Genomic DNA, 24204 nt, shown 5'->3' with positions numbered 1-24204 from the left:
CCGGACAGGCTACGTGAAACTCGTGGACGTCTCATGCCAGGTCGCCCGTCTGCACCGCCCACAGGTCGGCATAGGGGCCGGGGCGGGAGGCGAGCTCGTCGTGCGTGCCGGCGTCCACGACGCGACCGCCGTCGACGACCCAGATGCGGTCGGCGTGCCTGACCGTGGAGAGCCGGTGGGCGACCACCACGGTCGTCCGCCCCCGGGTGACCTCGGCGAGGGAGCGCTGGATCGCGGCCTCGGTCTCGTTGTCGACGGCGGAGGTGGCCTCGTCGAGGATGAGGACGGCCGGGTCGCGCAGGATGGCCCGGGCCAGGGCCAGGCGTTGCCGCTGGCCGCCGGAGAGGGTGACACCCCGCTCGCCGACGTGGGTGTCGTAGGCCTCCGGCATGCTCTCGACGAAGGCCGAGGCCTGGGCCTGCTCGGCGGCGCGGACGACCTCCTCGCGCGAGGCCCCCGGGCGTCCGTAGGCGATGTTGTCGGCGACGGTGCCCTCGAAGAGGAAGGGATCCTGCGCCACATACCCGATCCGACCGCGCAGGGTCTCCCAGGTGAGCTCGCGCAGGTCGACGCCGTCGAGGAGCACGTGGCCGGCGCGCGGGTCGGTGAAGCGCAGCAGCAGACGCAGCAAGGTGGACTTGCCCGCGCCCGTGGGCCCGACGATCGCGTGCACCTGCCCGGCCGGGATCGTCATCGAGATGTCGTGGAGGACGTCGGGGCCCTCGCCGTAGCCCGCGCGGACCTCCGACAGCTCCAGGGTGCCCGAGACGGCGGCCAGCTCGCGGTCGCCGGGCAGGGTCAGCGGGCGCTCGTCGAGCAGGGCGAGGATGCGCCGCACCGACGCCATCGCCCGCTGGTAGAGGTCGAGCACCTCCCCGACCGAGGTGAGCGGCCACAGCAGGCGTTGGGTCATGAAGACCAGGACCGAGTAGAGCCCGACCTCCAGCCGGCCGTCCAGGGCCATCCAGCCGCCCAGCAGCAGGGTCATCGTGAAGCCGACCAGGATCGCCATCCGGATCAGCGGCACGAAGGCGGCCGAGGCCCGGATGGCGTCGGCGTTGGCGAGGCGGTAGGCGTCGGAGGCCTCCCGGACGCGCTCCAGCTCACGGCCCTCCGCGGTGAACGACTTGATGGTCGCCATGCCGCCGAGGTTGGCCGACACCAGGCTGCTGATCCGCGCGACAGCGCCCCGGACGACGGCGTAGCGGGGCTCGAGACGACGCTGGAACCACAGCGACCCGACGATGATCACCGGGATCGGCAGGAAGGCCAGCAGCGTCAGGGTCAGGGAACTGGCGGCGAAGACCGCACCCACCAGGACGACATTGAGCGCCAGCTGCCAGAGGCGGTCGACGCCGGTGTCCAGGAAGCGCTCGAGCTGGTTGACGTCGTCGTTGACCACGGCGAGGGTCTGCCCCGTAGGCCTGGTCTCGTGCCAGGCCATGTCCAGCCCCTGGACGTGGCCGTAGGCCTCCAGTCGCAGGTCATGCTCGACCTGCTGGGCCAGGTTGCGCCAGGTCAGCGCCGCCAGGTAGTCGAAGGTCGACTCCAGCACCCAGACGACGCCGTTGATGACCGCCAGCCAGACGATCTGCTCACGCCGGTCCTCGACGCCGAGCAGCGAGGCCACGAAGGAGTCGGACCCGCGCACGACGACGTCGATGGCGGCGCCGATGAGCAGCTCGGGCATGACGTCCATGACCTTGCGGATCGTGGACAGGACGAATCCGAGCAGGACTCGACCGCGGTACTGGCGGTATCGGGACCAGAGCTGGCCCAGGGGATGTCGCGAGGAGTCAGCGCTGGCCGGCGGCCCAGGACGAGTAGTCGTCGTCACCCTCGTCGTCGTCGTCCTCGTCGTAGGAGGCGTAGGGGTCCTCCAGCTCATCCTCGTCGTCGTCCGGGACCGGGGAGGTGTAGTCGTCCCGTCCGGCGCCGCGGAGCTCTCGCTCCAGAGCGGTGAGGTCGGTGGCTGGTGCGGAGTTGTACTTCAACCTCCGCGCAACCTTGATCTGCTTTGCCTTGGCTCGGCCGCGCCCCATGGCGTGACCCCCTTGTGTCGACTCTGCCGGACGGCATCGCTGGCTGCGGTTGTCAGGTCGCGGAGCCGGCCCGGGGGATGTGTGCGTTCGTGAGGCACAGATTACATGAGACCGGACTCACAAACACCATCGCCCGTGACGACCAGCCGGTTTCGGCTGCGCTCCAGGCCCTTTCGGGCCGGCCGGGGTATGGGGTTCCCCTCGCCCCGGGCGGTCCTCCTCAGCGGCGCCCGCGGGACCAGGTCAGGGCCAGGAGACCGATCAGCCCCACGACCCCGAGGCCCACGACGGCCCAGACCCAGGTGGGCATGCCGCCCGCCGCGCCGTCCTCGGCCGCGTCGCCCTCGGTGTCGCTGGTGGAGCCGGTGGTCGACCCGGTGCCCGAGGGCTCGGTGGAGGTGGCCGTCGTCGTGGCCTCACCGGTTTCGTCGGTGCTCCCGGCCCCGCCGGTCTCGTCGTCCTCGCCGGAGGCGGGCGCCGCCCCCGCGTCGCCGCCGACCGTGAAGGAGAACGCCCCGGAGATCGGGTGACCGTCCTGGCTGGTCACGCGCCAGAGCACCTCGTAGGTGCCCGGGCCGAGGTCGGCCAGGTCCTGCACCAGCGTCAGCCCCTCGACCCTGGGGGCGCCGTCGAGCGGCTGGGCCACGTCTCCGCCCGTCACCGCCAGCTGGGCACCGACCTGGGCGATCTCGCCCGAGAAGGTCAGCTCGATCGCTTCCGGTGCGGTCTCCAGCGTCTGGCCGTCCTCGGGGGAGGCTTCGATGAGCTCGTCGTGGGCCAGCGCCCCCGGACCGACGAGGAGCAGGGCCGTGGAGAACAGCACGGTCAGGACGGCGCGGAGGAGAGGCATGCCCCGAGTCTAGGAGGGCGGATACCCTCATCGATGATGGCTGCCGGCGGTCGCCGGGCTAGGCCGCGACCTCGACGAGAAGGAGCCGGCGTGAGCACCGCATACCGGACCCTCGCCGGTCCCGTCGTGGCCTCGATCGAGGAGAAGAGGTCGGTCTTCGAGTGCTGGCTGCGGCCGGTCGAGGACGAGGCCGCGGCGCGGGCCGTCGTGGACGAGGCGCGCGGCACCCACTGGGACGCGCGGCACCACTGCTCCGCGTTCGTGCTGGGACCGGACGGGGCCGTGCGCCGCTCCAACGACGACGGGGAGCCGGCCGGGACCGCCGGCGCACCGATGCTCGAGGCGCTCGCGCACGCCGACCTGACCGACGTCGTGGCCGTGGTCACGCGCTGGTTCGGCGGGACGCTGCTGGGGACGGGTGGCCTGGCGCGGGCGTACGGGGATGCGGTGCGGGCGGCCGTGGAGCAGGCGGTCGAGGACGGGCTCGTGCTGACCAGGGTGCTGGCCCGGCAGCTGGAGGTGAGGGCCGGGCACGACCTGGCCGGGCGCCTCGAGCACGACCTGCGGGGCCGCGGCGTGGAGGTCGTGGGGGCCGACTACGGCGCCGAGGTCACCTTCACCCTCCGCGTCCCGCTGGCGCTGGCCGAGGACGTCGACGGCCTGCTGGGGGAGCTGACCGCCGGCCAGGCCGTCGTCGTGCCGGGCTCGGAGGCCGACACGTGGGTCGACGGGGACCATGGTCCGCCCAGCCCAGACTGATATTTTCGCGATCATGCCCTCGTCGTCGCCCTGCTCGAGCACGGTCCCCTTCGTCCCCGTCGTCCTCGGCGGCGACCTGCCGACCTACACGCTGGCCAGGGCCTTCCACGCCGAGCTGGGTGTCCGCACCACCGTCCTGACCCGCGGCGTCCCCTACGCGGTGCGTGACTCCCGCATCATCGACAACCTGATCTTCGCCGGGATGGACGACCTGCCCGCGCTGGCCGACCACCTGCACGGCATCGCCGACGCCCGTCCCGGCCACCGCTTCCTGCTGATGGGCACGATGGACGCCTGGATCGAGCGGATCGGCACGATGCGACACCTGCTGGACGAGCGCTTCGTCGTGCCCTATCCCCAGCTGGACCTCATCGAGCGGCTCAACGACAAGCAGAACTTCGCGGCGCTGTGCGCCGAGCTCGGCGTCGCCCACCCGGTGACCCGGGTCCTGGAGCACGAGCTGACCGACACCCAGGTCGGCGAGGCGCTCGAGGGGATGAAGTGGCCCCTGGTCCTCAAGGCCGCCGACCCCCCGGCCTTCTACGAGCTCGACTACGTCGGCAAGCGCAAGATCGGCTTCGCCGACGACCTGTCCGACCTGCTCGCCCAGCGCCGCGTCATGTCGGACGCGGGCTACGCCGGTGCCCTGGTCATCCAGGAGCGGATCCCCGGGGGTGACGAGCAGATGAGGGTCGTCACCACCTACTCCGACCGGTCCGGCACGGTCCGCTGGGGGCGGGTCGGCCACGTGCTGCTCGAGGACCACGACCCCGCCTGGGTCGGCAACCCGCTGGCCATCATCCACGCCGAGCAGGGCGATGCCGTCAGCGAGGCGGCGCGGCTGCTCGAGCACGTCGGGTGGACCGGGCACGCCAACTTCGACATCAAGGTCGACCCCCGCGACGGCACCCACTACTTCTTCGAGCTGAACCCGCGGCTCGGTCGCTCGCACGGCTACCTGCACGCCGCCGGTCACCCCTTCCTGACACCGCTGGTGCGCGAGCACATCGAGGACCGCGACCCGCTGGACGGCGTGGAGATGGGCCTGCAGCGCGACGGCTGGCTCTACTCGGTCGTGCCCGTGCCGCTGCTCATGCGCTACGTGACGGACCCGGCGACGAGGGACAGGGTCAAGGAGATCCGGCGCAACGGCTTCGTCATGCGCCCCTACGTCTACGGCGCCGACCGGCACTGGTCCCGGACCGCCGCCCAGGTGCGCAACGACGCCGCGCTGACCCGCAACTTCGCCCGCAACTACCGCCGGCCGGTGACTTCGTGACACCCACGGACGACCGGGGACGGGACGACCGGGGACGCCTCCTGCCGGACACCTGGCGACGCCCCGTGCTTGGCGTCCTGGGAGGTATGGGGCCCGCCGCCACCGTGGCCTTCCTCGACGCCCTGGTCCGGGCGACCCCGGCGGGGGCCGACCAGGAGCACATCGACACCGTCGTCCTCAACCACGCCACGGTCCCGGACCGGACCGCCCGCCTCAAGGACGCCGACGCCGAGGACCCCCTGCCCTACCTGACGGGTGACCTGGAGGTGCTGGCCCGGCTCGGCGTCGACCGGGTCGTCATCGCCTGCAACACCCTGCACGCCTTCCTGCCGCCGGCGGCAGACCTGCCGGTCCCCGTGCTGAGCCTCATCGAGGTCGGGGCGGAGGCCGTCGTGGCCGCCGCCCGTCGGGTGGCCGGGGACGGTGACCGGCGCCCGGTCGTCACCCTGCTGGCCACCGACGGCACCCTGCTCAGCGGGGTCTACCAGGAGGCGCTGGCGCGACTCGGGGCGGAGGTCCGGCTCCCGGACGAGGCTGCCCAGCGCCAGGTCATGGCGATGATCTACGAGCGCGTCAAGGCCGGGGTCGAGGTGACGACCGAGGAGTTCGAGGAGTTCGTCGACCGCCAGCGGGCCGCCACCGGCGCCGACGCCGTCCTCCTCGGCTGCACCGAGTTCTCGGTCCTGGCCGAGCAGGCGGTGCAGCAGCACCACGACCTGCCCGACCACGTCGTCGACGCCCAGATGGCGCTGGTGACGAGGGTCGTCGCCGACCTGGGCCCCCGCTCGCAGGCCTGACGCGCCGCGGTCGCAGTCCTGTCGTCCCCGCCCCGCAGGACGGAGTCGCCCGCTCAGCGGCCCTCGACGCTCGCGGGGGCCCTTTCCTCCAACCCGGCCACCCACTCCTGCCAGCCGGCGAGCAGCTCCTCCTCGCTCGCGCCCAGCGTGGAGGTCATCACCTCGCTGATCCGGGTGTCGTCGTACCAGCCGTCGAGGGGCAGCAGCTCCTGGGCCAGCTCCATGACGCGGTCGGCGCCGTAGGTGTCGGACAGGTAGAGGGCGAAACCGGCCGCGACGGCGGTGACCTCCTCGGGGTCTGCGCCCTGGGTGGGGGCGATCGGCGGGAGCGACTGGGGAGAGGTGCCGCCGAGGCGGGCGGACACCCAGTCGCGCAGGTTCTCCTCGCCATCGCGCGACCGGAGCGTGGAGTACCACTCCGACACCCCCATGACCAGCCATTCCGCCGCATGGTGGTCCAGATCGTCGCCCTGCAGCGCGGCGCTGGCCCCGTAGTAGCGCAGGGTCACATCGCCGCCGGGCCCGACGCCCCAGTCCTGCCGGTCCTGCACGGCCCAGTCCAGGTCGATCATCACCCTCGGAGCCACGACCGGCCCGAGCCGCCCGACCCCGAGGGCAGGAGCGCCGGAGCGCCCGCCTCCCGGGTCGTCGGGCGAGGTGTAGAGCCACGCCAGACCGGCGGTCCACCCCTCGTCCTCGTCCACGTCCAGGGCGTCCGCCAGCACGTCGGCCGTGACGAGCTGGACCACCAGCACCTGGCGGTCCTCGGCCAGGGTGGGGAAGTCCTCCAGCACCTCGCGCGCCGCAGCCTCCAGGCCCGGCAGGAGGAACTCCGCCTCCGACCGCGCATCCTCGGGCGCGAGGACGAGGACCCCGTCGCCTTCCAGCGCCGCGACAGGACCGAGGTCCCAGGGGGCGGGGTTGCCGAAGAACTGGCCGTTGCGGCCCGTCGCCTCCACCAGCAGGGGCCGGCCGTCCTCGCCGGGCGCCACCGTCCAGCGGTACTGCTGCATCACCGGCTCCGGGTCCCCGCCCTGGATGCGGTGCCGCAGGCCCACGTGCACCACGGTCCCCTCCGGCGAGCGGCGGGAGGCGATCCGGTCGGCGCGCAGCCCGCGCACGTCCATCGGCACGCTGGCGACCGCCTCGAACCAGGACCGTTGCTCCTCGTGGAGCTCGGGCGACACGTGCTCGAGGAAGGCGTCGACGTCGCCGGCGGTCAGCGCCTCGTCCATCGCGTGCACCATCTCGGCCACGGCCTCGTCCTCCACCGCCTTCGGGTATGAGGCGCCCGTCGCCCTCTCCTGCTCCTGGGTGATCGGGGCCGTCCCACCGACCGGGGGAGCCTGCGGCGTGCAGGCGGTCGTGGCGGTGGCCAGCAGGAGAAGGGGAAGGAGCACCCCATACCCCCGGCATCCTCGTCCTCCCCCGTGGCGAGTCGCCACCCGCTCCGCGCGCATGGGCGCAGCATAGGGGCTAGCGTGAGTCCGTTCGGTCTGACCAAGGAGGTTCAGCATGGATCCGATGACACCGGTCCACTCCGCCGGAGTGCTCCTGACCATCGCTGCAGTCGCCGTGGCGGTCCTCCTCTTCCTCATCATCAAACTGAGGATGCACGCCTTCATCGCGCTGGTGCTGATCAGCTTCGTGACCGCCATCGCCGCGGGCATCCCGATGGCCGACGTGGCCAGGGTGGCCATCAGCTTCTTCTCCAGCACGTTGGGCTCGGTCGCGCTCCTGGTGGGTCTGGGCGCGATGGTCGGCCGGGTGCTGGAGGTGACCGGCGGGGCGCAAGTGCTCGCCGACACTCTGATCAACCGCTTCGGCGAGCAACGCGCCAGCTTCGCCCTCGGCGTGGCCGCGCTGCTCTTCGGTGTCCCGATCTTCTTCGACGCGGGCCTCGTCGTCTTCCTGCCGATCATCTTCTCGGTGGCGCGACGGTTCGGCGGGTCGATCCTGCTCTACGCGATCCCCGCGGCGGGCGCCTTCGCGGCGATGCACGCGATCGTGCCGCCCCACCCGGGCCCGGTCACCGCGGCGACCGAGCTCGGTGGCTCGATCGGCCTGACGATGCTCATCGGTCTGCCGGTGGCCTTCATCGCCTGGTACGTCGGCGTCTACCTCTTCACCAAGGTCTACGCCGGCAAGATCATGGTCCCGATCAACGACAACGTGCTGCGCGGGTCGCTGTCCGGCGAGGCGTCCGACCTCGACGACGGGGAGGACGACCAGCGGGCCGAGGACCTGGCGGCCGGACGCGCCGAGGTCGCACCGCCGGCCTTCGGGCTGGTGCTGGGCATCCTCCTGATGCCGGTGATCCTCATCGCCTTCAACACCGGCATCGACACCCTGCGCAAGGCGGGCACCCTGCCCGAGGACGGTGTCGTCCTCGACACCCTCTCGTTCATCGGGCAGACCCCGGTCGCGCTGCTGATCACCCTGCTCGTGGCGACCTACACCCTGGGGCGGCGGCGCAACTCGCTGGCCACGCTCGAGACCATCCTCAACGACGCGCTGGCGCCGATCTGCGCGATCATCCTGATCACCGGTGCCGGTGGCATGTTCGGCGGGGTGCTGCGCTACAGCGGCATCGGGACCGCGCTGTCGGAGTCCCTCGACGCGATGGGCATGCCGTTGATCGTCGCGGCCTTCGTCATCGCCACCGCCCTGCGGGTCGCCCAGGGCTCGGCGACCGTCGCGCTGGTCACCACCTCCGGGCTGCTGTCCGCCGGCGTCGCGGCCGAGGGCCTGTCCGACCTGAAGATCGTCTGCCTGGTGCTGGCCATCGCGGCCGGGTCCACGGTGCTCTCGCACGTCAACGACTCCGGCTTCTGGCTGGTCAGCCGGTTCTTCGGGATGGACGTCAAGACGACGCTGCGGACCTGGACCGTCATGGAGACCACGCTGGGCCTGACGATCTTCGTGATCGCTCTGCTCATGTGGTTCGTGGTGCCATGACGGACGCCGCGACCCCGGCCCCGGGTCAGACCCCGACCCCGCCCCCGGCAGCGGGCCCGCTCCACCTGGTCGTCATGGGCGTCTCGGGCAACGGCAAGAGCACCATCGGCGAGCAGTTCGTCCAGCACCTGGGCTGGCCGTTCGCCGAGGGCGACGACTTCCACCCCCAGGCCAACATCGACAAGATGTCCAGCGGCCAGCCACTCGACGACGAGGACCGCTGGCCCTGGCTCCGGGCGCTCGCGGACTGGACCGCCGAGCACGACGCCCGCGGGCAGTCCACGATCATGTCCTGCTCGGCGCTCAAACGGAGCTATCGCGACCTGCTCCGGGAGGGCGGCGAAGGGGTCTTCTTCGTGCACCTCGTCGGTGACCCGGAGGTGATCCTGGAGCGCATGGCCCACCGCGAGCACTTCATGAAGCCGGCCATGCTCCAGTCCCAGCTCGACACCCTCGAGCCGCTGGAGGACGACGAGCCGGGCATGCGGGCCGACATCGAGCAGACGCCGGAGCAGGTCGCCGCCGAGGTGCTGGAGACGCTGGGGTCCCGTCTGCCTGGCACCTCAGCCTGAGATCCACCGACTGGCTCACCGGCCGCGAAGAGCCAGCCGGCCACGACGCGCCCGCCGGTGAGTCAGGCGGGCAGAAGCTCGAGCTGGTCGGCGACCACGCGGCCGCGGTGGAGCACGGTCCGGTCCGGCAGCCGGTCCATGACCGCCGCCGTCGGGGTCTCGCCGGTGACGAGGAGCAGGTCGGCGCGGACCTGCGCAAAGGACCGGACCCGTGTGGTGCCCCGCGCGATCATCAGCCCCAGGGTGTGGGCGACCCGCTCCACGATCCCGACCTCCGCGTCCCGCCAGTGCGCGCGGTCGTTGAGCATCATCGCCCACACTCCGGGCGCCCCGGTGTGGGGCCGGAAGGGCAGCCCCAGCCGGGTCGAGTCGAGGTGGACGTGGACGTCGGAGAACGACGGCAGGAGTATGCGGCCACGCCCCTCGACGTCCGACCCGCCTGGTCCGGGGGCGGGCGCCGTGCCGACCGCCGGGTCGTGCGCGCGGACCTCGGCGATCGCCTCGCCCTCGATCCGGACGTCGGAGCGCTCCCCGCCCCACGGGCGGCAGTCTCGGATCCACATGGGACCGACCCTACGGATCCGCGGGCAGGCGGGGGCCTCGCCCGGGTGGGATGGTGAGGGCATGGCGCAGACCCAGACGTCCGAGACCAGCATGTCCATGGCCCGCGAGCTCCTGCCCGCCGGGGCGGCCGCGGTGAGCGCGGTCGTGCAGGTGCTGCCCGCCGACCCCAACCACGAGATCTGGTCGGCGCCCACGCCGTGCGCCGACTGGGACGTCAGGGCGCTGCTCACCCACCTCACGGCCGAGCACCTGTGGGCGCCGCGGCTGCTCGCGGGGGAGACGCTGGAGGAGGTCGGCGACGACTACGAGGGGGACGTGCTGGGTGCCGACGCCCGCACCGCCTGGGAAGAGGCGATCACCGCCTCGCTGCTCGCCTGGGCCGACGTCGAGGACGAGGACGTCGAGATCCGGATGTCCTACGGCCCGGCCACCCGCCGCGAGTACGCGCAGCAGATGCTCGTCGACCTCGTCGTCCACGGGTGGGACCTCGCGGTGGCGACCGGGCAGCCCTACGGCCCCGCGCCGGAGGCGGTCGAGGAGGTCCTGGCCTACGAGCGACCCCGGCTGGCCGGCGGCGGGGGCATGCCCGGCATCTTCGGTGCTGCCGTCGACGGCTCGTCACAGGACCCCCTCCACCAGGCCGTCGCCCTCACGGGGCGGGATCCGGGCTGGCGGCGGTGACCGCCGGGCCGAGGTGAGGAGCACCGCATACTGTGGAGTCATGCCGTTGACCGAACCCCAGCCCCCGGCCGACTGGTGGAAGTCCGCCGTCGTCTACCAGATCTATCCGCGAAGCTTCGCCGACGGTGACGGCGACGGGACCGGTGACCTGCGCGGCATCATCGAGCGCCTGGACCACCTCGTGGCGCTGGGCGTCGACGTCGTGTGGCTGAGCCCGGTCTACCGCAGCCCCCAGGACGACAACGGCTACGACATCAGCGACTACCAGGACATCGACCCGCTCTTCGGCACGCTGGCCGACCTGTACGAGCTCATCGAGGCGGCGCACGGCCACGGGATCAAGGTCGTCATGGACCTGGTCGTCAACCACACCTCCGACGAGCACGCGTGGTTCGTCGACTCGCGGTCCTCGGCGACCAGTGAGAAGCGGGACTGGTACGTCTGGCGGCCGCCACGTCCCGGCCACGTCGGCGGCGAGCCCGGCGCGGAGCCCAACGACTGGCGCTCGGTCTTCTCCGGGCCCGCGTGGGAGTGGGACGAGGCGACGGGGGAGTACTACCTGCACCTGTTCAGCCGCAAGCAGCCCGACCTCAACTGGGAGAACCCGCAGGTGCGCGAGGCCGTCTACGCGATGATGCGGTGGTGGCTGGCGCGGGGCGTCGACGGCTTCCGGATGGACGTGATCAACCTCATCGACAAGCCCGAGGGGTTGCCCGACGGGGACGGCTTCGGCCTGGTCGTCGACGGGCCGCGGGTGCACGACCACCTCCAGGAGATGCGTCGCGAAGTGTTCGCCGACCACCCGACGGCCTTCCTCACGGTGGGCGAGATGCCGGGGGTGACCGCTGAGAAGGCGCGGCTCTACACCGACCCCGCGCGGGGCGAGGTGGACATGGTCTTCCAGTTCGAGCACGTCGACCTCGACGCCGGCCCCGGCGGCAAGTTCGACCTCACCGACCTGGCGATGCCGCGGCTGCGGGAGAGCATCATGGCGTGGCAGGAGGCCCTCGCGGAGGTCGGCTGGAACAGCCTCTACTGGGACAACCACGACCAGCCGCGCGCCGTCTCGCGGTTCGGGGACGACGACCCGGCGTGGCGGAAGGTGAGCGCCAAGACCCTGGCCACCGTGCTGCACACCCTCCGCGGCACGCCCTACGTCTACCAGGGTGAGGAGCTCGGGATGACCAACGCGCCCTTCGCCCTCCTGGAGGATTTCCGCGACATCGAGACGCTCAACTACGTGGCCGAGCGCGAGCTGGCCGGCACCCCCTTCGCCGACGTGCTGGACGGGCTGCGGGCCAAGGGTCGGGACAACGCGCGGACGCCGGTCCAGTGGACCGCGGGGGAGCAGGCAGGCTTCACCACCGGGGAGCCGTGGATCGCGGTCAACCCCAACCACGTCGAGATCAACGCCGAGGCCCAGGTCGGGGTGGAGGGCTCGGTCTTCGAGCACTACCGGGCCCTGATCGCGCTGCGGCACGAGGAGCCGGCCGTCTCGCACGGGACGATCACCCCGCTGGCGATGGACCACCCGGACCTGTGGGCCTTCGAGCGGGAGCAGGAGGGGACGAGGCTGCTGACGCTGGCCAGCTTCACCCGCGACGACCTGGACGTCCCCGCCGAGCTGCTCGCGGGCTGGGAGGGTGCCGAGGTGCTGGTGCCCTCCTCCCCGGGGGCTGCCGCTGTCCTCGCCGACGGGACCCTGCCCGGCTGGGGCTCGGTGGTCCTGCGCCGACGCGACTGACGGTCAGCGCAGCTCTGGCAGCACCTGCTCCCCGAAGACGTCGATGAAGCGCTCCTGGTCCTGACCGACGAAGTGCAGGTAGAGGTCGTCGAAGCCGAGCTCGGCATACTCGGCCAGCCAGGCCCGGTGCTGGCCCAGGTCGGCGGAGACGCGGACGTGCTCACGCACCGTGGCCGGCGTCACGTGCTCGGCCATCGCGTCGAAGGCCTCCGGCTGCGCCGTGTCCCAGCTCACCGGCTCGGGGAAGACGTTGGTGCGCCACTGGTCGTGCGCGATCGCCTCGGCCTCCTCCTCGGTCGGCGCCCAGGACAGGTGGATCTGCAGCGCCGCAGGACCGGCTCCGCCGGCGTCCCGGTATGCGGCGAGCAGTCGCCTCAGGCGCTCCACCGGCTGGTTGAGCGTGGCGATCCCGTCGGCCCACGCGGCCACCCGCGCGGCCGACTCCACCGAGACTGCGGGCCCGATCAGGCGCGGCACCGGGTCGGGGCGCTCCCAGACCTTGGCCTCGTGCACCCGGACCAGGCCGTCGCGCGAGACGGTCTCCCCGGCCAGCAGCCGCCGGATGACCGAGACGCTCTCCTCGAGGCGCTGGACCCGCTGTTCCTTGCGCGGCCAGGCGTCACCGGTGACGTGCTCGTTGGCGTTCTCCCCGCTGCCCAGCGCCACCCAGAAGCGGCCCGGGAACATCTGGCCCAGCGTCGCGATCTTCTGCGCGTGCACGGCTGGGTGGTAGCGCTGGCCCGGGGCGCTGACGCAGCCCAGCTCGAGGTCGGTGGTGGCGAGGGCCGCGCCCAGCCAGGACCAGGCATAGCCTGAGTGCCCCTGCCGCTCGCTCCAGGGCGCGAGGTGGTCGGAGCACATCGCCATCTGGAAGCCGGCCCCCTCCGCGTGCTGGACGTCGGCGAGCAGCTGTCGCGGCGAGATCTGCTCGTGCGAGGCGTGGAAGCCGATCCTGGGCATCACGGCACCGCCAGGTCGCCGGCGGGTCGCACGCGCAGCCAGCGCACCCCATACCCGTCCAGCGCGGACTCGACCCCGCCGGAGGTGAGGTCGAGGACCTCGTGGGTGATCAGGTCGACCACCCTGGCGTCCGCGCCGAAACCGCCGCAGTCCACGGTCACGGTGACCGGGTCCGAGGCGAGGTTGTGCAGCGCGACGATCGCCGAGTCCTCCAGCGAGAGCCGGTGCGCCAGGACGGCGTGGCCGGCGTCGTGCTCGAGGATCTCCAGCTCGCCCCAGCCCAGCTCCGGGCAGGCGCGGCGGATCTCGATCAGGCGGCGTATCCAGGAGAGCAGCGAGTCGGGGTCGTGCAGCTGGGACATGACGTTGACGTGCTCGGGGCCGTAGCCGTCGCCGACGACGGCCTGCACGAGCTTGGAGGGTGCCGCTGAGGAGAAGCCGCCGTTCTTGGTGTCGCTCCACTGCATCGGGGTGCGCACCGCCATCCGTCCCTCGGCGGCCAGGTCCTCGCCCATCCCGATCTCCTCGCCGAAGTAGAGCGTCGGCGTGCCCGGGAGCGAGAAGAGCAGCGAGTAGGCCATCCGGACCCGGCGCGGGTCGCCGCCGAGCATCGGGGGCAGGCGCCGCTTGAGCCCGCGGTCGTAGACCTGCATCTCCGGCTCCGGACCGAAGGCCTCGAAGACCTCCTGCCGCTCCTTCTCGGTCAGCTTGTCGAGGGTCAGCTCGTCGTGGTTGCGCAGGAAGGTCGCCCACTGGTTGGCGACGTGCAGCTCGGGGCGGGCCTTGAGCGCCTTCACCAGCGGCCTGGCGTCGGCGCGGGCCATCGAGAGGTAGGTCGCCTGCATCCCGATGAAGTCGAACTGCATGTGGAACTCGTTGCCGTCCTCGCCGCCGAAGAAGGCCAGCTGCTCCTCGTGCGGCAGGTTGACCTCGCCGAGGGTGATGGCGTCGCCGTGCCGGCGGGAGATGAACTCGCGCAGGGTCCGCATGAAGACGTGCGGGTCGACGAGGTCGTCGCGACCCTCCTTCTCCCCGGACTGCCCGAAGAAGGGCACGCCGTCGACCCGGAAGCCGTCGAAGCCCACCTGCAGCCAGAAGCCGATGGCCCGCAGCAGCTCGTCGACGACCTCGGGATGGTCCAGGTTGAGGTCGGGCTGGTGCTTGTAGAAGTGGTGCAGATACCACTCCCCGGTCTTGTCGTCCTTCTCCCAGATCGAGTCCTCCTGGTCGGGGAAGACGACCTCGTCCGAGGTGTCCCCTGGCTCGTCGGAGCGCCAGATGTAGTAGTCGCGGTAGGGGTTCTTGGCGGGGTCCTTCTCCTTGCGGGAGGCCTTGAACCACGGGTGCTGGTCGCTGGTGTGGTTGACCACGAGGTCGGCGATGACCCGGATCCCGCGGTCGTGCGCCAGCCGCAGCAGCTCGACGACGCGCCCCACGTCGCCCAGGCGCTCGTCGACGCCGAGGTAGTCCGTGATGTCGTAGCCGTCGTCCCGGTCGGGGCTGGGGTAGAAGGGCATCAGCCACAGGCAGGTGATGCCCAGCTCGGCGAGGTAGTCGATGCGCCGCGTCAGGCCCTCGATGTCGCCGATGCCGTCCCCGTCGGCGTCCAGGAAGGTCTCGATGTCGAGGCAGTAGACGACCGCGCTCTTCCACCACAGGTCGGAGGTGTCGGTGATCCGCATACCCTCCACCCTCACAAGGCCGGGCGGGTCCCTCAACCGCAGGGGGGGTATGCGGTCACGCACCTGCGGGGACGACGACGCCCCACCCGGTGGCCGGGTGGGGCGACGTGGTCAGCTCTCTGTCAGCTCCGTGCGGAGCCGGGGATCACTGGTCGCGCGGCTGCTGCCAGTCGCGGTTCTCCTCGCTCTCCCAGGTGCGGCCCAGCTGGGGCTCGCCCTGGCTCGGGCGCTGCTGGTGCTCCGGCTGGCCCTCCTGGTGGTGCTGCTGCGGCAGGTCCGGGGCGATCTGCTCCGGCTGCTGCAGCGGGTCCAGGCCGGGGGCGCCGCCGGCCAGCTGGCCCTCGTTGCCCACGTCCTGCGCGGCGCGGCGGGCCTTCGCGGCCGCCTCGGCGATGGCCTTGTCGGCGTCCTTCTTCTGGCTCTTGTTGACGGTGCCCTCGGCGTCGCGGGTGGCGCCCTCGGCCTCCTCGCGGGCCCGGCGCAGCGCCTCCTTGGGGTCCTCGAGCGTGGGGGCGTCCATGTCGTAGTCGACCTGGCCGGCGTCGGAGCGCAGCCCCATGGAGGGGCCGTCCAGGACGTTGGAGCCGCCCTTGGGGGCGCCGCCGCCGAGCGCGTTGCCGATGCCGGACAGGGCCGCGGTGAGCTCGGTCGGGACGACCCACATCTTGTTGGACTCGCCCTTGGCGATCTCGGGCAGCATCTGGAGGTACTGGTAGGCCAGCAGCTTGCTGTCCGGGTTGCCCTTGTGGATGGCGTCGAAGACCTGCAGGATCGCGCGGGCCTCACCCTGGGACTCCAGGATCGCGGACTGGGCGGTGCCCTCGGCGCGCAGGATCTGGGCCTGCTTCTCACCCTCGGCCGTGAGGATCTGCGACTGCTTGACGCCCTCGGCGTTGAGGATGGCCGCACGACGGTCGCGCTCGGCACGCATCTGCTTCTCCATCGAGTCCTGCACGGAGGCGGGCGGGTCGATGGCCTTGAGCTCGACGCGGTTGACGCGGATGCCCCAGCGGCCGGTCGCCTCGTCGAGGACGCCGCGCAGCTGGCCGTTGATCATGTCGCGGGAGGTCAGCGTCTGCTCCAGGTCGAGCGAGCCGATGACGTTGCGCAGCGTGGTGACGGTCAGCTGCTCGATGCCCTGGATGTAGTTGGCGATCTCGTAGGTCGCCGCCTTGGGGTCCGTGGGCTGGAAGTAGATGACGGTGTCGATCGAGACGACCAGGTTGTCGCTGGTGATCACCGGCTGCGGCGGGAAGCTGACGACCTGCTCACGGAGGTCGACCACCGATCGGGGCCGGTCGATGAAGGGCACCAGGAAGTGCAGGCCGGCGTCGAGGGTGCGGTCGTACTTACCGAGCCGCTCCACGATCACCGCCGTGGCCTGCGGCACGATGCGGATGGCTCGGGCGATGGCGGTGAGCACGAAGAGCACGAGCAGTGCTACGACGGCCCACACCACGATGCTGATCGGGTCTGGCATGACGTCTCCTAGGTGTTGTTGCGTCAGTCAGGTGGTCGGGTATGCGGTCAGATCCCCTCGGCGCGGGTGTCGGCACCCGGGTCGAAAGGCTTGTCCTGCGGGGTGGCTGCGGACACCACGGCGGTGGCGCCGGCGATCTTGGCGACCGTGACGAGGGTGCCGGGTGCGAAGGTGGCGCCCTCCAGGTCGGCCCGTGCGGTCCACGTCTCGCCGCGGAGCTTGACCAGGCCGGAGCGGTCGGTGACCTCCTCGATGACCGTCGCGGTCTGGCCGAGGTGGCCCTCGATCCCCAGGGTCTTGTCGCCACGGCCCTCGAGGCGCCAGTACTTCAGCGCGACGGGGCGCAGCGCGAAGACGAACAGGCCCGCGGAGACCGCGAAGATCAAGACCTGCCAGATCAGCGGGATCCCGGCACCGGCCACGACGGCGGCGACCAGCGCCCCCAGCGCCAGCATCAGGAAGATGAGGTCCAGCGTGGTCATCTCGACGATGCCGAACGCGAGCGCGGCACCGACCCACCACAGCCACTGGGGGCTGTCCTTGATCCAGTCAGGCATCCGTTGCCCTCCTTTCCCCGTCTTGGTCGATCCTACGTGGTGGACGGGGAAGGAGGCCGGACGGTTCCACAGGTCAGGACGTGGTGCTGCGCCTGCTCCTCACCAACAGCCATGCTCCGGCGGAGGCGACGGCCACGCCCAAGGCACCCAGCAGCCACGCCAGGACGGAGGTCGACTCGCCGTCGCCCCGCTGCCCCGAGGTGCCGGCAGCCCCGGTCGTGTCGTCGGTCCCGGTCCCGGCGGCCCCGGTCGAGCCGGCGTCATCGGTCTGGCTGCCGGCGGATCCCTGCGTGGCGGAGGAGGTGGCGCTGTCGGCGTCGGTGGCGTCCTCCTGGTCGCCCTCCGGCACCTGGGTCGAGGTGGCATCGTCGGTGGAGGGCGCGTCGGGGGACAGGGGGACCAGGTCGGTCAGCGGTGTCGGGGCGGGCAGGGGGTCCCCGGCGACCTCCACCTTCAGGGCGTAGGGGAGGGCCAGGTCCTTCTCGAAGTTGCCGCTGACCATGAGGTAGTAGTCGCCGGCCTGGTAGGGCTGCTCGTCACGGGCCGGATCGACGGTCGTGCGCATCACGTCGGCCAGCACCTCGCCCTCGGTGAGGTTGACCGCGAAGTTGCCGCTGCGATAGCCGGCGCTGCCCGCGTCGGGGACCAGCGCGGTCCGGTCGGGAGCGGCGAAGTTGAGCTGGAGCGAGGTGGGATATCCGCCGTCGCCGAGCGGCATGAGCGCGGCGCCCATCTTCTGACCCGGCTCGAGGTGGACGCGGTAGACGTGGAACTCGGCGTTGGCGATGTCGGACCGGTAGGTGCCCGGCTCCAGCGGGGTGGCGGTCGAGTAGTTGAGCCCGGGGGTCACCAGGGTCCCGCCACGGGCTTCCTCCTCGCCGAGCCCAGGGGCTTCGAGGGAGGCGTCGCGGGCGGTGCGCACCGAGGTGGCCTCCACCGGGGCCTCGCGGGAGATGGAGAGCTCGATCGGGAAGGTGCCGTCGGGGGCCTGGTCGCCGGTCCGGGTGACGGAGAACACGACGTGGCCGTCCGGTAAGCACCCGTCCTCCGCCGTCGCCGGCGTGGTGATGAGGGTCGCGGTCGGGGGCCCGCCCATGTAGTTGTTGGAGTGGTTGCCGTCGCGGTCGGAGCGGCACTCATCGCCGTCGGCGTCGACCTGCTCGACCTCGACCCAGGTGAAGTCCATGCCCCCCTTGACCTGGGGCCGGATCGCGGAGGCGCTGATGTGCAGGCGCTCGTCCTCGTGCACGGGGACCGCGAAGTGCTGCACCGAACGCTCCGCATGGGCGCCGTCCTTGCTGGTCAGCTCGATGACGTAGTCGCCCTCGTCGAGGGTGAGGGGCGAGGTGTGCTCGGCGCCGCCCTCGACGGGGCGCCCGGCGGGCACGTAGCTGCGCATGGCCCGCTGCACCTGGATGCTCATCTGCTCGGTGAGCTCGCCGGCGTCCGCGGCGTCGGCATAGGTGCCGCCGGTGGCGTCGGCCACGCACTGGAGCTGCGCGCGGGCGGCGTCGTCGACGCGGAAGCCCACGGTGTGGATCGCGAGGTCCACGCCGTCGGCCGCGAGCTCCTCCGCGACCTCGCAGGGGTCCGGGTCGCCGCAGGAGTCGATGCCGTCGGAGACGAGCACGATCGAGCGCGGGCCCTCGGCGGGCAGCTCCTGGGCGGCGAGCTCCAGCGAGCGGCCGATCGGGGTCCAGCCGGAGGCCTCGACCTCCTCGACGGCCTCCGTCAGCGCCGTCCGGTCGACCGGGCCGACCTCGGCCAGGGTGCGGATGTCCTTGCAGCCGGCCTCCTTCTCCGCCTCGCTGTTGCCCACCTCGCTGCCGTAGACCATCAGGCCCAGCTCGGCGTCCTCCGGTGCGGCGTCGATGAGGTCGGTCAGCGCGGTCCGGGCCGCCTCCATCCGGGTGCGTCCCTGGCCGGCGTCCTCCTGGAGCATCGAGCCGGAGGCGTCCAGGACGAGCATGACGGGTTGCTGCGTGGGTGAGCTGTCTGCCTCGTCGGCCGGGCCCGCCAGGGCCGGGAGTCCGCTGGCGCCGGCCAGCAGCAGTGCCGCACCCGTGGCGAGCCACGGGCGGGACCTGCGAGAGGTGAGCGTGTGCGACATACGGAGATCTCCCCTGTATCGGCTGCAGTATTGACCGCGCGAAGTGTTTGCGTTTGCAAACCTAAGTGTTAGCAATCGCAAATGTCAAGCAGCTGCTTCGGCCTGTGCCGACTCACACCGTAGTCTTGTTGACCGGGCAACGGCGCCTGCCCCGGCGCTGCCCCTTCTGCGTCGGGCCAACGTCAACACCACCAGCGAGGACTCCGTGACGGACACCTTCGAGACCCACCAGCCGCACGTCCACGACGAGCGGCCCTCCACCGACGCCAACCGGCGCGGCCCGAGCGCACCGATGACGCACGAGCTGGCCAGAGGGCCGGTGCACTCCCCGCCGGAGACCGTCGACGGCTTCGTCCAGGAGTTCCTGCAGCAGCTCAACTTCGGGCAGGGCGTCAAGCTGTCCCAGTCCACGATCAACGACCAGTACCTTGCGCTGGCCCGCACCGTGCGGTCCTACATGATGGCCGGCTGGCTGGAGACCGGTCACCGTCGCCGCAAGAACCCCACCAAGATGGTTGGCTACCTCTCGGCCGAGTACCTCCTGGGCCGGCAGTTGGGCAACGCCCTCCTGTCGACCAACCTCATGGAGATCGCCGAGGAGGCGATGCGCCAGTGCGGCATCAACATCGCCGAGCTGCGCGCCCAGGAGATCGAGCCCGGTCTCGGTAACGGTGGCCTGGGTCGGCTGGCGGCCTGCTTCGTCGACTCCCTGGCCACGATGGACGTGCCCTGCATCGGCTACGGCATCCGCTACGAGTACGGCATCTTCCGCCAGTCCTTCGACGAGAACGGTCGCCAGGTCGAGTCCCCCGACCCGTGGCTGCGGCTGGGCTCCCCGTGGGAGTTCCCGCACCCCGACCGTGCGGTGACCGTCGGCTTCGGCGGGCGCACCGAGCCCTGGACCGACGACGAGGGCCGCCAGCGCGTGCGGTGGATCCCGGCCTGGCAGGTCCGGGGCGTGCCCTACCACTACATGGTCCCGGGCTTCCAGAACGGCGTCGTCAACACCCTGCGGCTGTGGAGCGCCGAGGCCACCGAGGGCTTCGACCTGCAGATCTTCAACGCCGGTGACTACGCCCAGGCGGCCCGGGCGCAGACCTTCGCCGAGAACATCTCCAAGGTCCTCTACCCGGACGACTCGACCCCGCAGGGCAAGGAGCTGCGCCTGCAGCAGCAGTACTTCTTCGTCGCCTGCTCCCTGCACGACTTCATCGAGAACACCCTCCCGGGTGACTTCGACCTGCAGAACCTGCCCAAGCGGATCATGTTCCAGCTCAACGACACCCACCCGGTGATCGCGGTGCCCGAGCTGATGCGCATCCTCGTCGACGAGAAGAGCTTCGCCTGGGACGAGGCCTGGGCCATCACCCAGCAGTGCTTCGCCTACACCTGCCACACCCTGCTCCCCGAGGCGCTGGAGGTCTGGCCGGTCGAGCTGCTCGGCCGCCTGCTGCCGCGCCACCTGGAGATCATCTACCGCCTCAACGAGGACTTCCTGGAGGAGGTCCGCGAGGCCTTCCCCGGCGACGAGGACCGGCTGCGCCGGATGTCGATCATCGCCGAGTCCCCGCAGCGTGCGGTGCGGATGGCCTACCTGGCGACCGTCGCCGGCGCCAAGGTCAACGGCGTCGCCGAGCTGCACTCCCAGCTGCTGCGCGACGACGTGCTGCCGGACTTCAACGACCTGTGGCCCGAGAAGTTCACCAACGTCACCAACGGCATCACGCCGCGCCGGTTCATCCGGCTGGCCAACCGCCGCCTGTCCGATCTCATCACCGAGGCCCTCGGCACCGAGGAGTGGGTGACCGACCTCGACCGGCTCCGGGGCCTGGAGCCCTACGCCGACGACGCCGACTTCCGCGCGCGCTTCCGCCAGGTGAAGAAGACCAACAAGGAGCGGCTGGCCAACGTGCTGCAGGGCCGGGACGGGCTCATGCTCGACCAGGACCACCTGGTGGACGTCATGGTCAAGCGGCTGCACGAGTACAAGCGCCAGTCCCTGAAGCTGCTGCACGTCGTCTCCCTCTACGAGGGTGTCCGCTCCGGCCGCATCCAGGCTGCCGACCTGACCCCGCGCACCGTGATCTTCGGTGCCAAGGCGGCCCCGGGCTACCACTTCGCCAAGGAGACGATCGCGCTGATCAACGCGGTCGCCCGCACGGTGAACGAGGACCCGGTCCTCGAGGGACGCCTCAAGGTGTTCTTCCCGGCGAACTACAACGTCAACCTGGCCGAGAAGCTCATCCCCGCGGCCGACCTGTCCGAGCAGATCTCGCTGGCCGGCAAGGAGGCCTCCGGCACGGGCAACATGAAGTTCGCACTCAACGGCGCCCTGACGATCGGCACCGACGACGGCGCCAACGTCGAGATCCGCCAGCTGGTCGGCGACGACAACTTCTTCCTCTTCGGGCTCAGCGAGCCGGAGGTGGACAAGGTACGGGCCGAGGGTTACCGTCCGCGGGCCTACTACGAGCAGGACCCGGTCCTGCGGGCGACGCTCGACCTGCTGGCCAGCGGCCACTTCACCGAGGGCGACCGCGGTGCGGCGGCCCCGGTCGTGGACAATCTGGTCAACCACGATCCGTTCATGGCGCTGGTCGACTTCGACTCCTACCTCAAGGCGCAGGCCCGGGTCGAGGCCTACTACGCGGACGAGGAGGCCTGGAGCCGCTCGGCGATCCTCAACGTCGCCCGCTGCGGCTTCTTCTCCTCGGACCGGTCGATGCGGGACTACCTGGACCGGATCTGGCACTCCTGACCGTCGTGCGGCCGGCCCTGCCCCTCGCCGTGCTGTCGGCGTTGGTCGTGACCGGCTGCTCCAGCACGACGCTGGAGCGGCCGTCCGTGGACGCGCCGACGACCCCGGTCGGTGCCGGGGCCTCCGCGACCCCGGCAGCACCGCATACCCCGGAGGTCGGTGCGTCGACCGCGGAGGCGGGCGGGACGGCGGACAGCTCCTCGCAGACGCGGGCCCCCGGGGTTCCGGGCGCCGACGTCAGCGGCGACCCCGGACCCGCGGCGGCGGCCCTGGCGCTCGTCCCGGCCGAGGCAGGCCACGTGACGATCACCGACTGGGCCCGGATCAAGGAGCGGCTCGGCGCCGGCGACCTGACCAGCGAGAGCCTGCAGACCGACCGCAGCGAGTTCTGGCGGGCCGTCCCGGCGAGCACCGTGCTGCTCACCGACGGCGTGCTGCGTGCGGAGAACAGTCGTCTGGGGCTGAGATACGGGCTGACGCAGGACGACGCGCGGTGGGAGGTGCGCTGGGCCGGGGACGGGCAGGAGGTCCGCGGTCTGGCGCTGAGGCTGCGCGACGACCTCGACCTCGTCGGCCTGCAGCGCGCGGTGGACGACCAGGTGCCGGGGCTGGAGGGGGCCAGGGTCGAGGCCGGGTCGCACCTGCTGCTGCGCGACGATGCGACTGCTGAGCCGCTCGGGGCCACCGAGGGCGCGATCGTGGCCTTCGCCGGTGATGCCGAGAGCGAGCTGCTCGTGCCCGGGTGCCTGTCCTGGCCGACGGCGCTGGGGGTCGACGCGACGGTGGAGGACCAGGAGGCGGTCGTCGACGCGGCGCCGGTGGACGACCTGCTCGACCCCTCGGCCTGGGCGATGTCCTTCACCGGCCGGAGCGCGACGGTGACGGTCGTCTATCCGGGAGGCACCACCGAGGCGGAGGCGGCCGAGGACGCCGCCGCCAGGGTGGCGCTGGGCGAGGCCTGGCCCACGACCGAGTCGGTCGGGTGGTCGGATGCCTTTGGTCTTGCGCCGGACGGACCGGCGGAGGGTTTTGCCGTGGAGGACCGGGGTGGGCAGCTCGTCGCCACCTTGGACTACCGGGTGGTCAACACGACCGCCGCGGCGGCGGTGGCGCTGGCCGGGCTCGTCCCGCAGGGCGTGTGCTCCCAGATCGACTGGCTCGAGGAGCCGACCGGCCTCTGAGGTCTGTGCCGACGGGTCGGGTCAGTAGGCGGCGGCTGTCGGCCGGACCGCGGCCGGGAGCGGCTGGTGGGGCTGCTCGGCGGGGGCCGAGACCGAGTGCAGGCGCCGCGGGCGGCGCGCCGATCCTTCCGCGGCGCCGGCCAGGGCGCGGGAGATGATCCCGAAGACCTGCTCGGTCTCGATGAGGAAGGCGTCATGGCCGTAGGGGGAGTCGATCACGGCCAGCTCGCGGCACGCCGGCGCAGAGGCGATGACCTCCCCGTCGGCGGGCGTGAAGAGCCGGTCGCTGCTGACCACCCCGACCGTCAGCTCCGCCGTGATCCGGCGCAGCGCCGCGTCGACCCCGCCCCGCCCGCGACCGATGTCGTGGCTGTTCATGGCCTCGGTCAGGGCCAGGTAGGAGTTGGCGTCGAAACGACGGGCCAGCTTCTTGCCGTGGTGCTCGAGGTAGGACTGCACCGCATACCGTCCGCCGCGCAGCGGGTCCTCCCCGTCCTGCGGGTCGGAGCCGAAGCGCAGCGCGAGCTCGTCGGCCGAGCGGTAGGTGGCGTGCGCGATCTGGCGGGCGATCTCCAGCCCGGTCCGCGGGCCGGGGCCGGGGTAGTAGTCGCCGCCGTGGAAGTTGGGGTCCAGGCGGATCGCGTGCAGCTGGGGCACGGACCAGGCGATCTGGTCCGCCGTGGCCGCCGCACCTGCGGCGAGCACGACGCACCTCTTGACGCGCCCGGGATAGGAGACCGCCCACTCGAGCGACCGCATGCCCCCGACCGACCCGCCCACGACGAGCGCGAAGGTCTTGATCCCCAGGGCGTCGGCGAGGCGGGCCTCGGCCCGCACCTGGTCCCTGATGGTGATCTGGGGGAAGGAGCTGCCGTAGGGGCGGCCGTCCGGCGCCGGGCTGGACGGACCGGTCGTGCCGCGGCACCCGCCCAGCACCGCCGGGGCCACGACGAACAGCTCGTCGGTGTCCAGCGGCGCGCCCGGGCCGATCAGCCCCGGCCACCAGCCGGCGGTCGGGTGGTCCGGCCCGCGCTCGCCGACGACGTGGCTGTCGCCGGTGAGCGCGTGCAGGACCAGCACGGCGTTGTCGCGGGCGGCGTTGAGCCTGCCCCAGGTCTGGTAGGAGACGCGCGCCTGCTCCAGCCGCTGGCCGTTGTCCAGGTCCAGGTCGCCGACCACGACGGTGCGGCGACGGGAGCTCGGCGAGGTCGGAACCGGCTGCGCGCCCAT

General features: G+C 71.7%; 20 protein-coding genes. 9 read left to right on the top strand and 11 right to left on the bottom strand.

What is annotated here, in order from left to right:
- Positions 1 to 31: 31 nt before the first annotated feature.
- The 3 genes from ACTMMA_RS15615 to ACTMMA_RS15605 all read right to left on the bottom strand — a co-directional run bounded on the left by ACTMMA_RS15615 (position 32) and on the right by ACTMMA_RS15605 (position 2892).
- Entirely contained in the window at positions 32 to 1837 is a 1806-nt protein-coding gene (locus ACTMMA_RS15615; RefSeq protein ID WP_441191042.1) for an ABC transporter ATP-binding protein, read from the bottom strand.
- Positions 1797 to 2042, bottom strand: a complete 246-nt coding sequence (locus ACTMMA_RS15610) for a DUF3073 domain-containing protein (RefSeq protein WP_441191041.1) — start codon at positions 2040 to 2042, stop codon at positions 1797 to 1799. The genes ACTMMA_RS15615 and ACTMMA_RS15610 overlap by 41 nt, the downstream gene beginning before the upstream one ends.
- A 220-nt stretch (positions 2043 to 2262) precedes the next feature.
- Positions 2263 to 2892: a copper resistance CopC family protein gene (locus ACTMMA_RS15605; RefSeq protein WP_441191040.1), complete on the bottom strand. Its 630-nt coding sequence runs from the start codon at positions 2890 to 2892 to the stop codon at positions 2263 to 2265.
- Positions 2893 to 2982: 90 nt separating this feature from the next.
- On the opposite strand from ACTMMA_RS15605, the gene ACTMMA_RS15600 reads away from it, so the two are divergent.
- The 3 genes from ACTMMA_RS15600 to ACTMMA_RS15590 are packed head-to-tail and all read left to right on the top strand — an operon-like array spanning position 2983 to position 5727.
- Entirely contained in the window at positions 2983 to 3651 is a 669-nt protein-coding gene (locus ACTMMA_RS15600; RefSeq protein WP_441191039.1) for an IMPACT family protein, read from the top strand.
- A gap of 13 nt (positions 3652 to 3664) precedes the next feature.
- Entirely contained in the window at positions 3665 to 4930 is a 1266-nt protein-coding gene (locus ACTMMA_RS15595; RefSeq protein ID WP_441191038.1) for a carboxylate--amine ligase, read from the top strand.
- Complete coding sequence (locus ACTMMA_RS15590; protein ID WP_441191037.1) at positions 4927 to 5727, top strand: aspartate/glutamate racemase family protein; 801 nt, start codon at positions 4927 to 4929, stop codon at positions 5725 to 5727. The genes ACTMMA_RS15595 and ACTMMA_RS15590 overlap by 4 nt, the downstream gene beginning before the upstream one ends.
- 53 nt (positions 5728 to 5780) lie before the next feature.
- Here ACTMMA_RS15590 and ACTMMA_RS15585 read toward each other — a convergent pair whose 3' ends face one another.
- A complete protein-coding gene (locus ACTMMA_RS15585; RefSeq protein ID WP_441191036.1) occupies positions 5781 to 7127 on the bottom strand; it encodes a hypothetical protein in 1347 nt (448 codons plus the stop codon).
- A 115-nt stretch (positions 7128 to 7242) separates the two neighbouring features.
- Here ACTMMA_RS15585 and ACTMMA_RS15580 point away from each other — a divergent pair, with 115 nt between their 5' ends.
- A complete protein-coding gene (locus tag ACTMMA_RS15580) occupies positions 7243 to 8685 on the top strand; it encodes a GntP family permease (protein WP_441191035.1) in 1443 nt (480 codons plus the stop codon).
- Positions 8682 to 9257, top strand: a complete 576-nt coding sequence (locus ACTMMA_RS15575) for a gluconokinase (RefSeq protein WP_441191034.1) — start codon at positions 8682 to 8684, stop codon at positions 9255 to 9257. Before ACTMMA_RS15580 ends, ACTMMA_RS15575 begins: the two co-directional genes overlap by 4 nt.
- 62 nt (positions 9258 to 9319) lie before the next feature.
- On the opposite strand, the gene ACTMMA_RS15570 is transcribed toward ACTMMA_RS15575, so the two are convergent.
- The gene (locus tag ACTMMA_RS15570; protein ID WP_441191033.1) at positions 9320 to 9820 is read right to left on the bottom strand and encodes an amidohydrolase family protein; all 501 of its coding nucleotides are present in this window, start codon (positions 9818 to 9820) and stop codon (positions 9320 to 9322) included.
- A gap of 61 nt (positions 9821 to 9881) precedes the next feature.
- Here ACTMMA_RS15570 and ACTMMA_RS15565 point away from each other — a divergent pair, with 61 nt between their 5' ends.
- Entirely contained in the window at positions 9882 to 10502 is a 621-nt protein-coding gene (locus ACTMMA_RS15565; RefSeq protein WP_441191032.1) for a TIGR03086 family metal-binding protein, read from the top strand.
- A 40-nt stretch (positions 10503 to 10542) separates the two neighbouring features.
- The gene (locus ACTMMA_RS15560) at positions 10543 to 12246 is read left to right on the top strand and encodes an alpha-glucosidase (RefSeq protein ID WP_441191031.1); all 1704 of its coding nucleotides are present in this window, start codon (positions 10543 to 10545) and stop codon (positions 12244 to 12246) included.
- Positions 12247 to 12249: 3 nt separating this feature from the next.
- Here ACTMMA_RS15560 and ACTMMA_RS15555 read toward each other — a convergent pair whose 3' ends face one another.
- The 5 genes from ACTMMA_RS15555 to ACTMMA_RS15535 all read right to left on the bottom strand — a co-directional run bounded on the left by ACTMMA_RS15555 (position 12250) and on the right by ACTMMA_RS15535 (position 19035).
- Positions 12250 to 13206, bottom strand: a complete 957-nt coding sequence (locus ACTMMA_RS15555; RefSeq protein WP_441191030.1) for a TIGR03885 family FMN-dependent LLM class oxidoreductase — start codon at positions 13204 to 13206, stop codon at positions 12250 to 12252.
- A complete protein-coding gene (locus ACTMMA_RS15550; RefSeq protein ID WP_441191029.1) occupies positions 13206 to 14888 on the bottom strand; it encodes an alpha-amylase family protein in 1683 nt (560 codons plus the stop codon). The genes ACTMMA_RS15555 and ACTMMA_RS15550 overlap by 1 nt, the downstream gene beginning before the upstream one ends.
- A gap of 145 nt (positions 14889 to 15033) precedes the next feature.
- Positions 15034 to 16368, bottom strand: coding sequence for an SPFH domain-containing protein (locus ACTMMA_RS15545; protein ID WP_441191028.1), 1335 nt, complete (start codon positions 16366 to 16368; stop codon positions 15034 to 15036).
- 47 nt (positions 16369 to 16415) lie between these two features.
- Complete coding sequence (locus ACTMMA_RS15540; protein WP_441191027.1) at positions 16416 to 16925, bottom strand: NfeD family protein; 510 nt, start codon at positions 16923 to 16925, stop codon at positions 16416 to 16418.
- 73 nt (positions 16926 to 16998) lie between these two features.
- Positions 16999 to 19035, bottom strand: a complete 2037-nt coding sequence (locus tag ACTMMA_RS15535; protein WP_441191026.1) for a vWA domain-containing protein — start codon at positions 19033 to 19035, stop codon at positions 16999 to 17001.
- Positions 19036 to 19327: 292 nt separating this feature from the next.
- On the opposite strand from ACTMMA_RS15535, the gene ACTMMA_RS15530 reads away from it, so the two are divergent.
- Together ACTMMA_RS15530 and ACTMMA_RS15525 are read left to right on the top strand one after the other, a co-directional pair.
- The gene (locus ACTMMA_RS15530) at positions 19328 to 21793 is read left to right on the top strand and encodes a glycogen/starch/alpha-glucan phosphorylase (protein ID WP_441191051.1); all 2466 of its coding nucleotides are present in this window, start codon (positions 19328 to 19330) and stop codon (positions 21791 to 21793) included.
- Between the two features lie 5 nt (positions 21794 to 21798).
- On the top strand, positions 21799 to 22974 hold the full coding sequence (locus ACTMMA_RS15525) for a hypothetical protein (RefSeq protein WP_441191025.1): 1176 nt from the start codon (positions 21799 to 21801) through the stop codon (positions 22972 to 22974).
- Positions 22975 to 22995: 21 nt separating this feature from the next.
- Here ACTMMA_RS15525 and metX read toward each other — a convergent pair whose 3' ends face one another.
- Positions 22996 to 24204, bottom strand: a complete 1209-nt coding sequence (gene metX / locus ACTMMA_RS15520) for a homoserine O-acetyltransferase MetX (RefSeq protein ID WP_441191024.1) — start codon at positions 24202 to 24204, stop codon at positions 22996 to 22998.

The sequence above is a fragment of the Ornithinimicrobium panacihumi genome (assembly GCF_052073805.1).
Classification (GTDB): domain Bacteria; phylum Actinomycetota; class Actinomycetes; order Actinomycetales; family Dermatophilaceae; genus Ornithinicoccus; species Ornithinicoccus panacihumi.
Note: the sequence above shows the minus strand (reverse complement) of the source record. Positions and strands in the feature narration are given on the sequence as shown.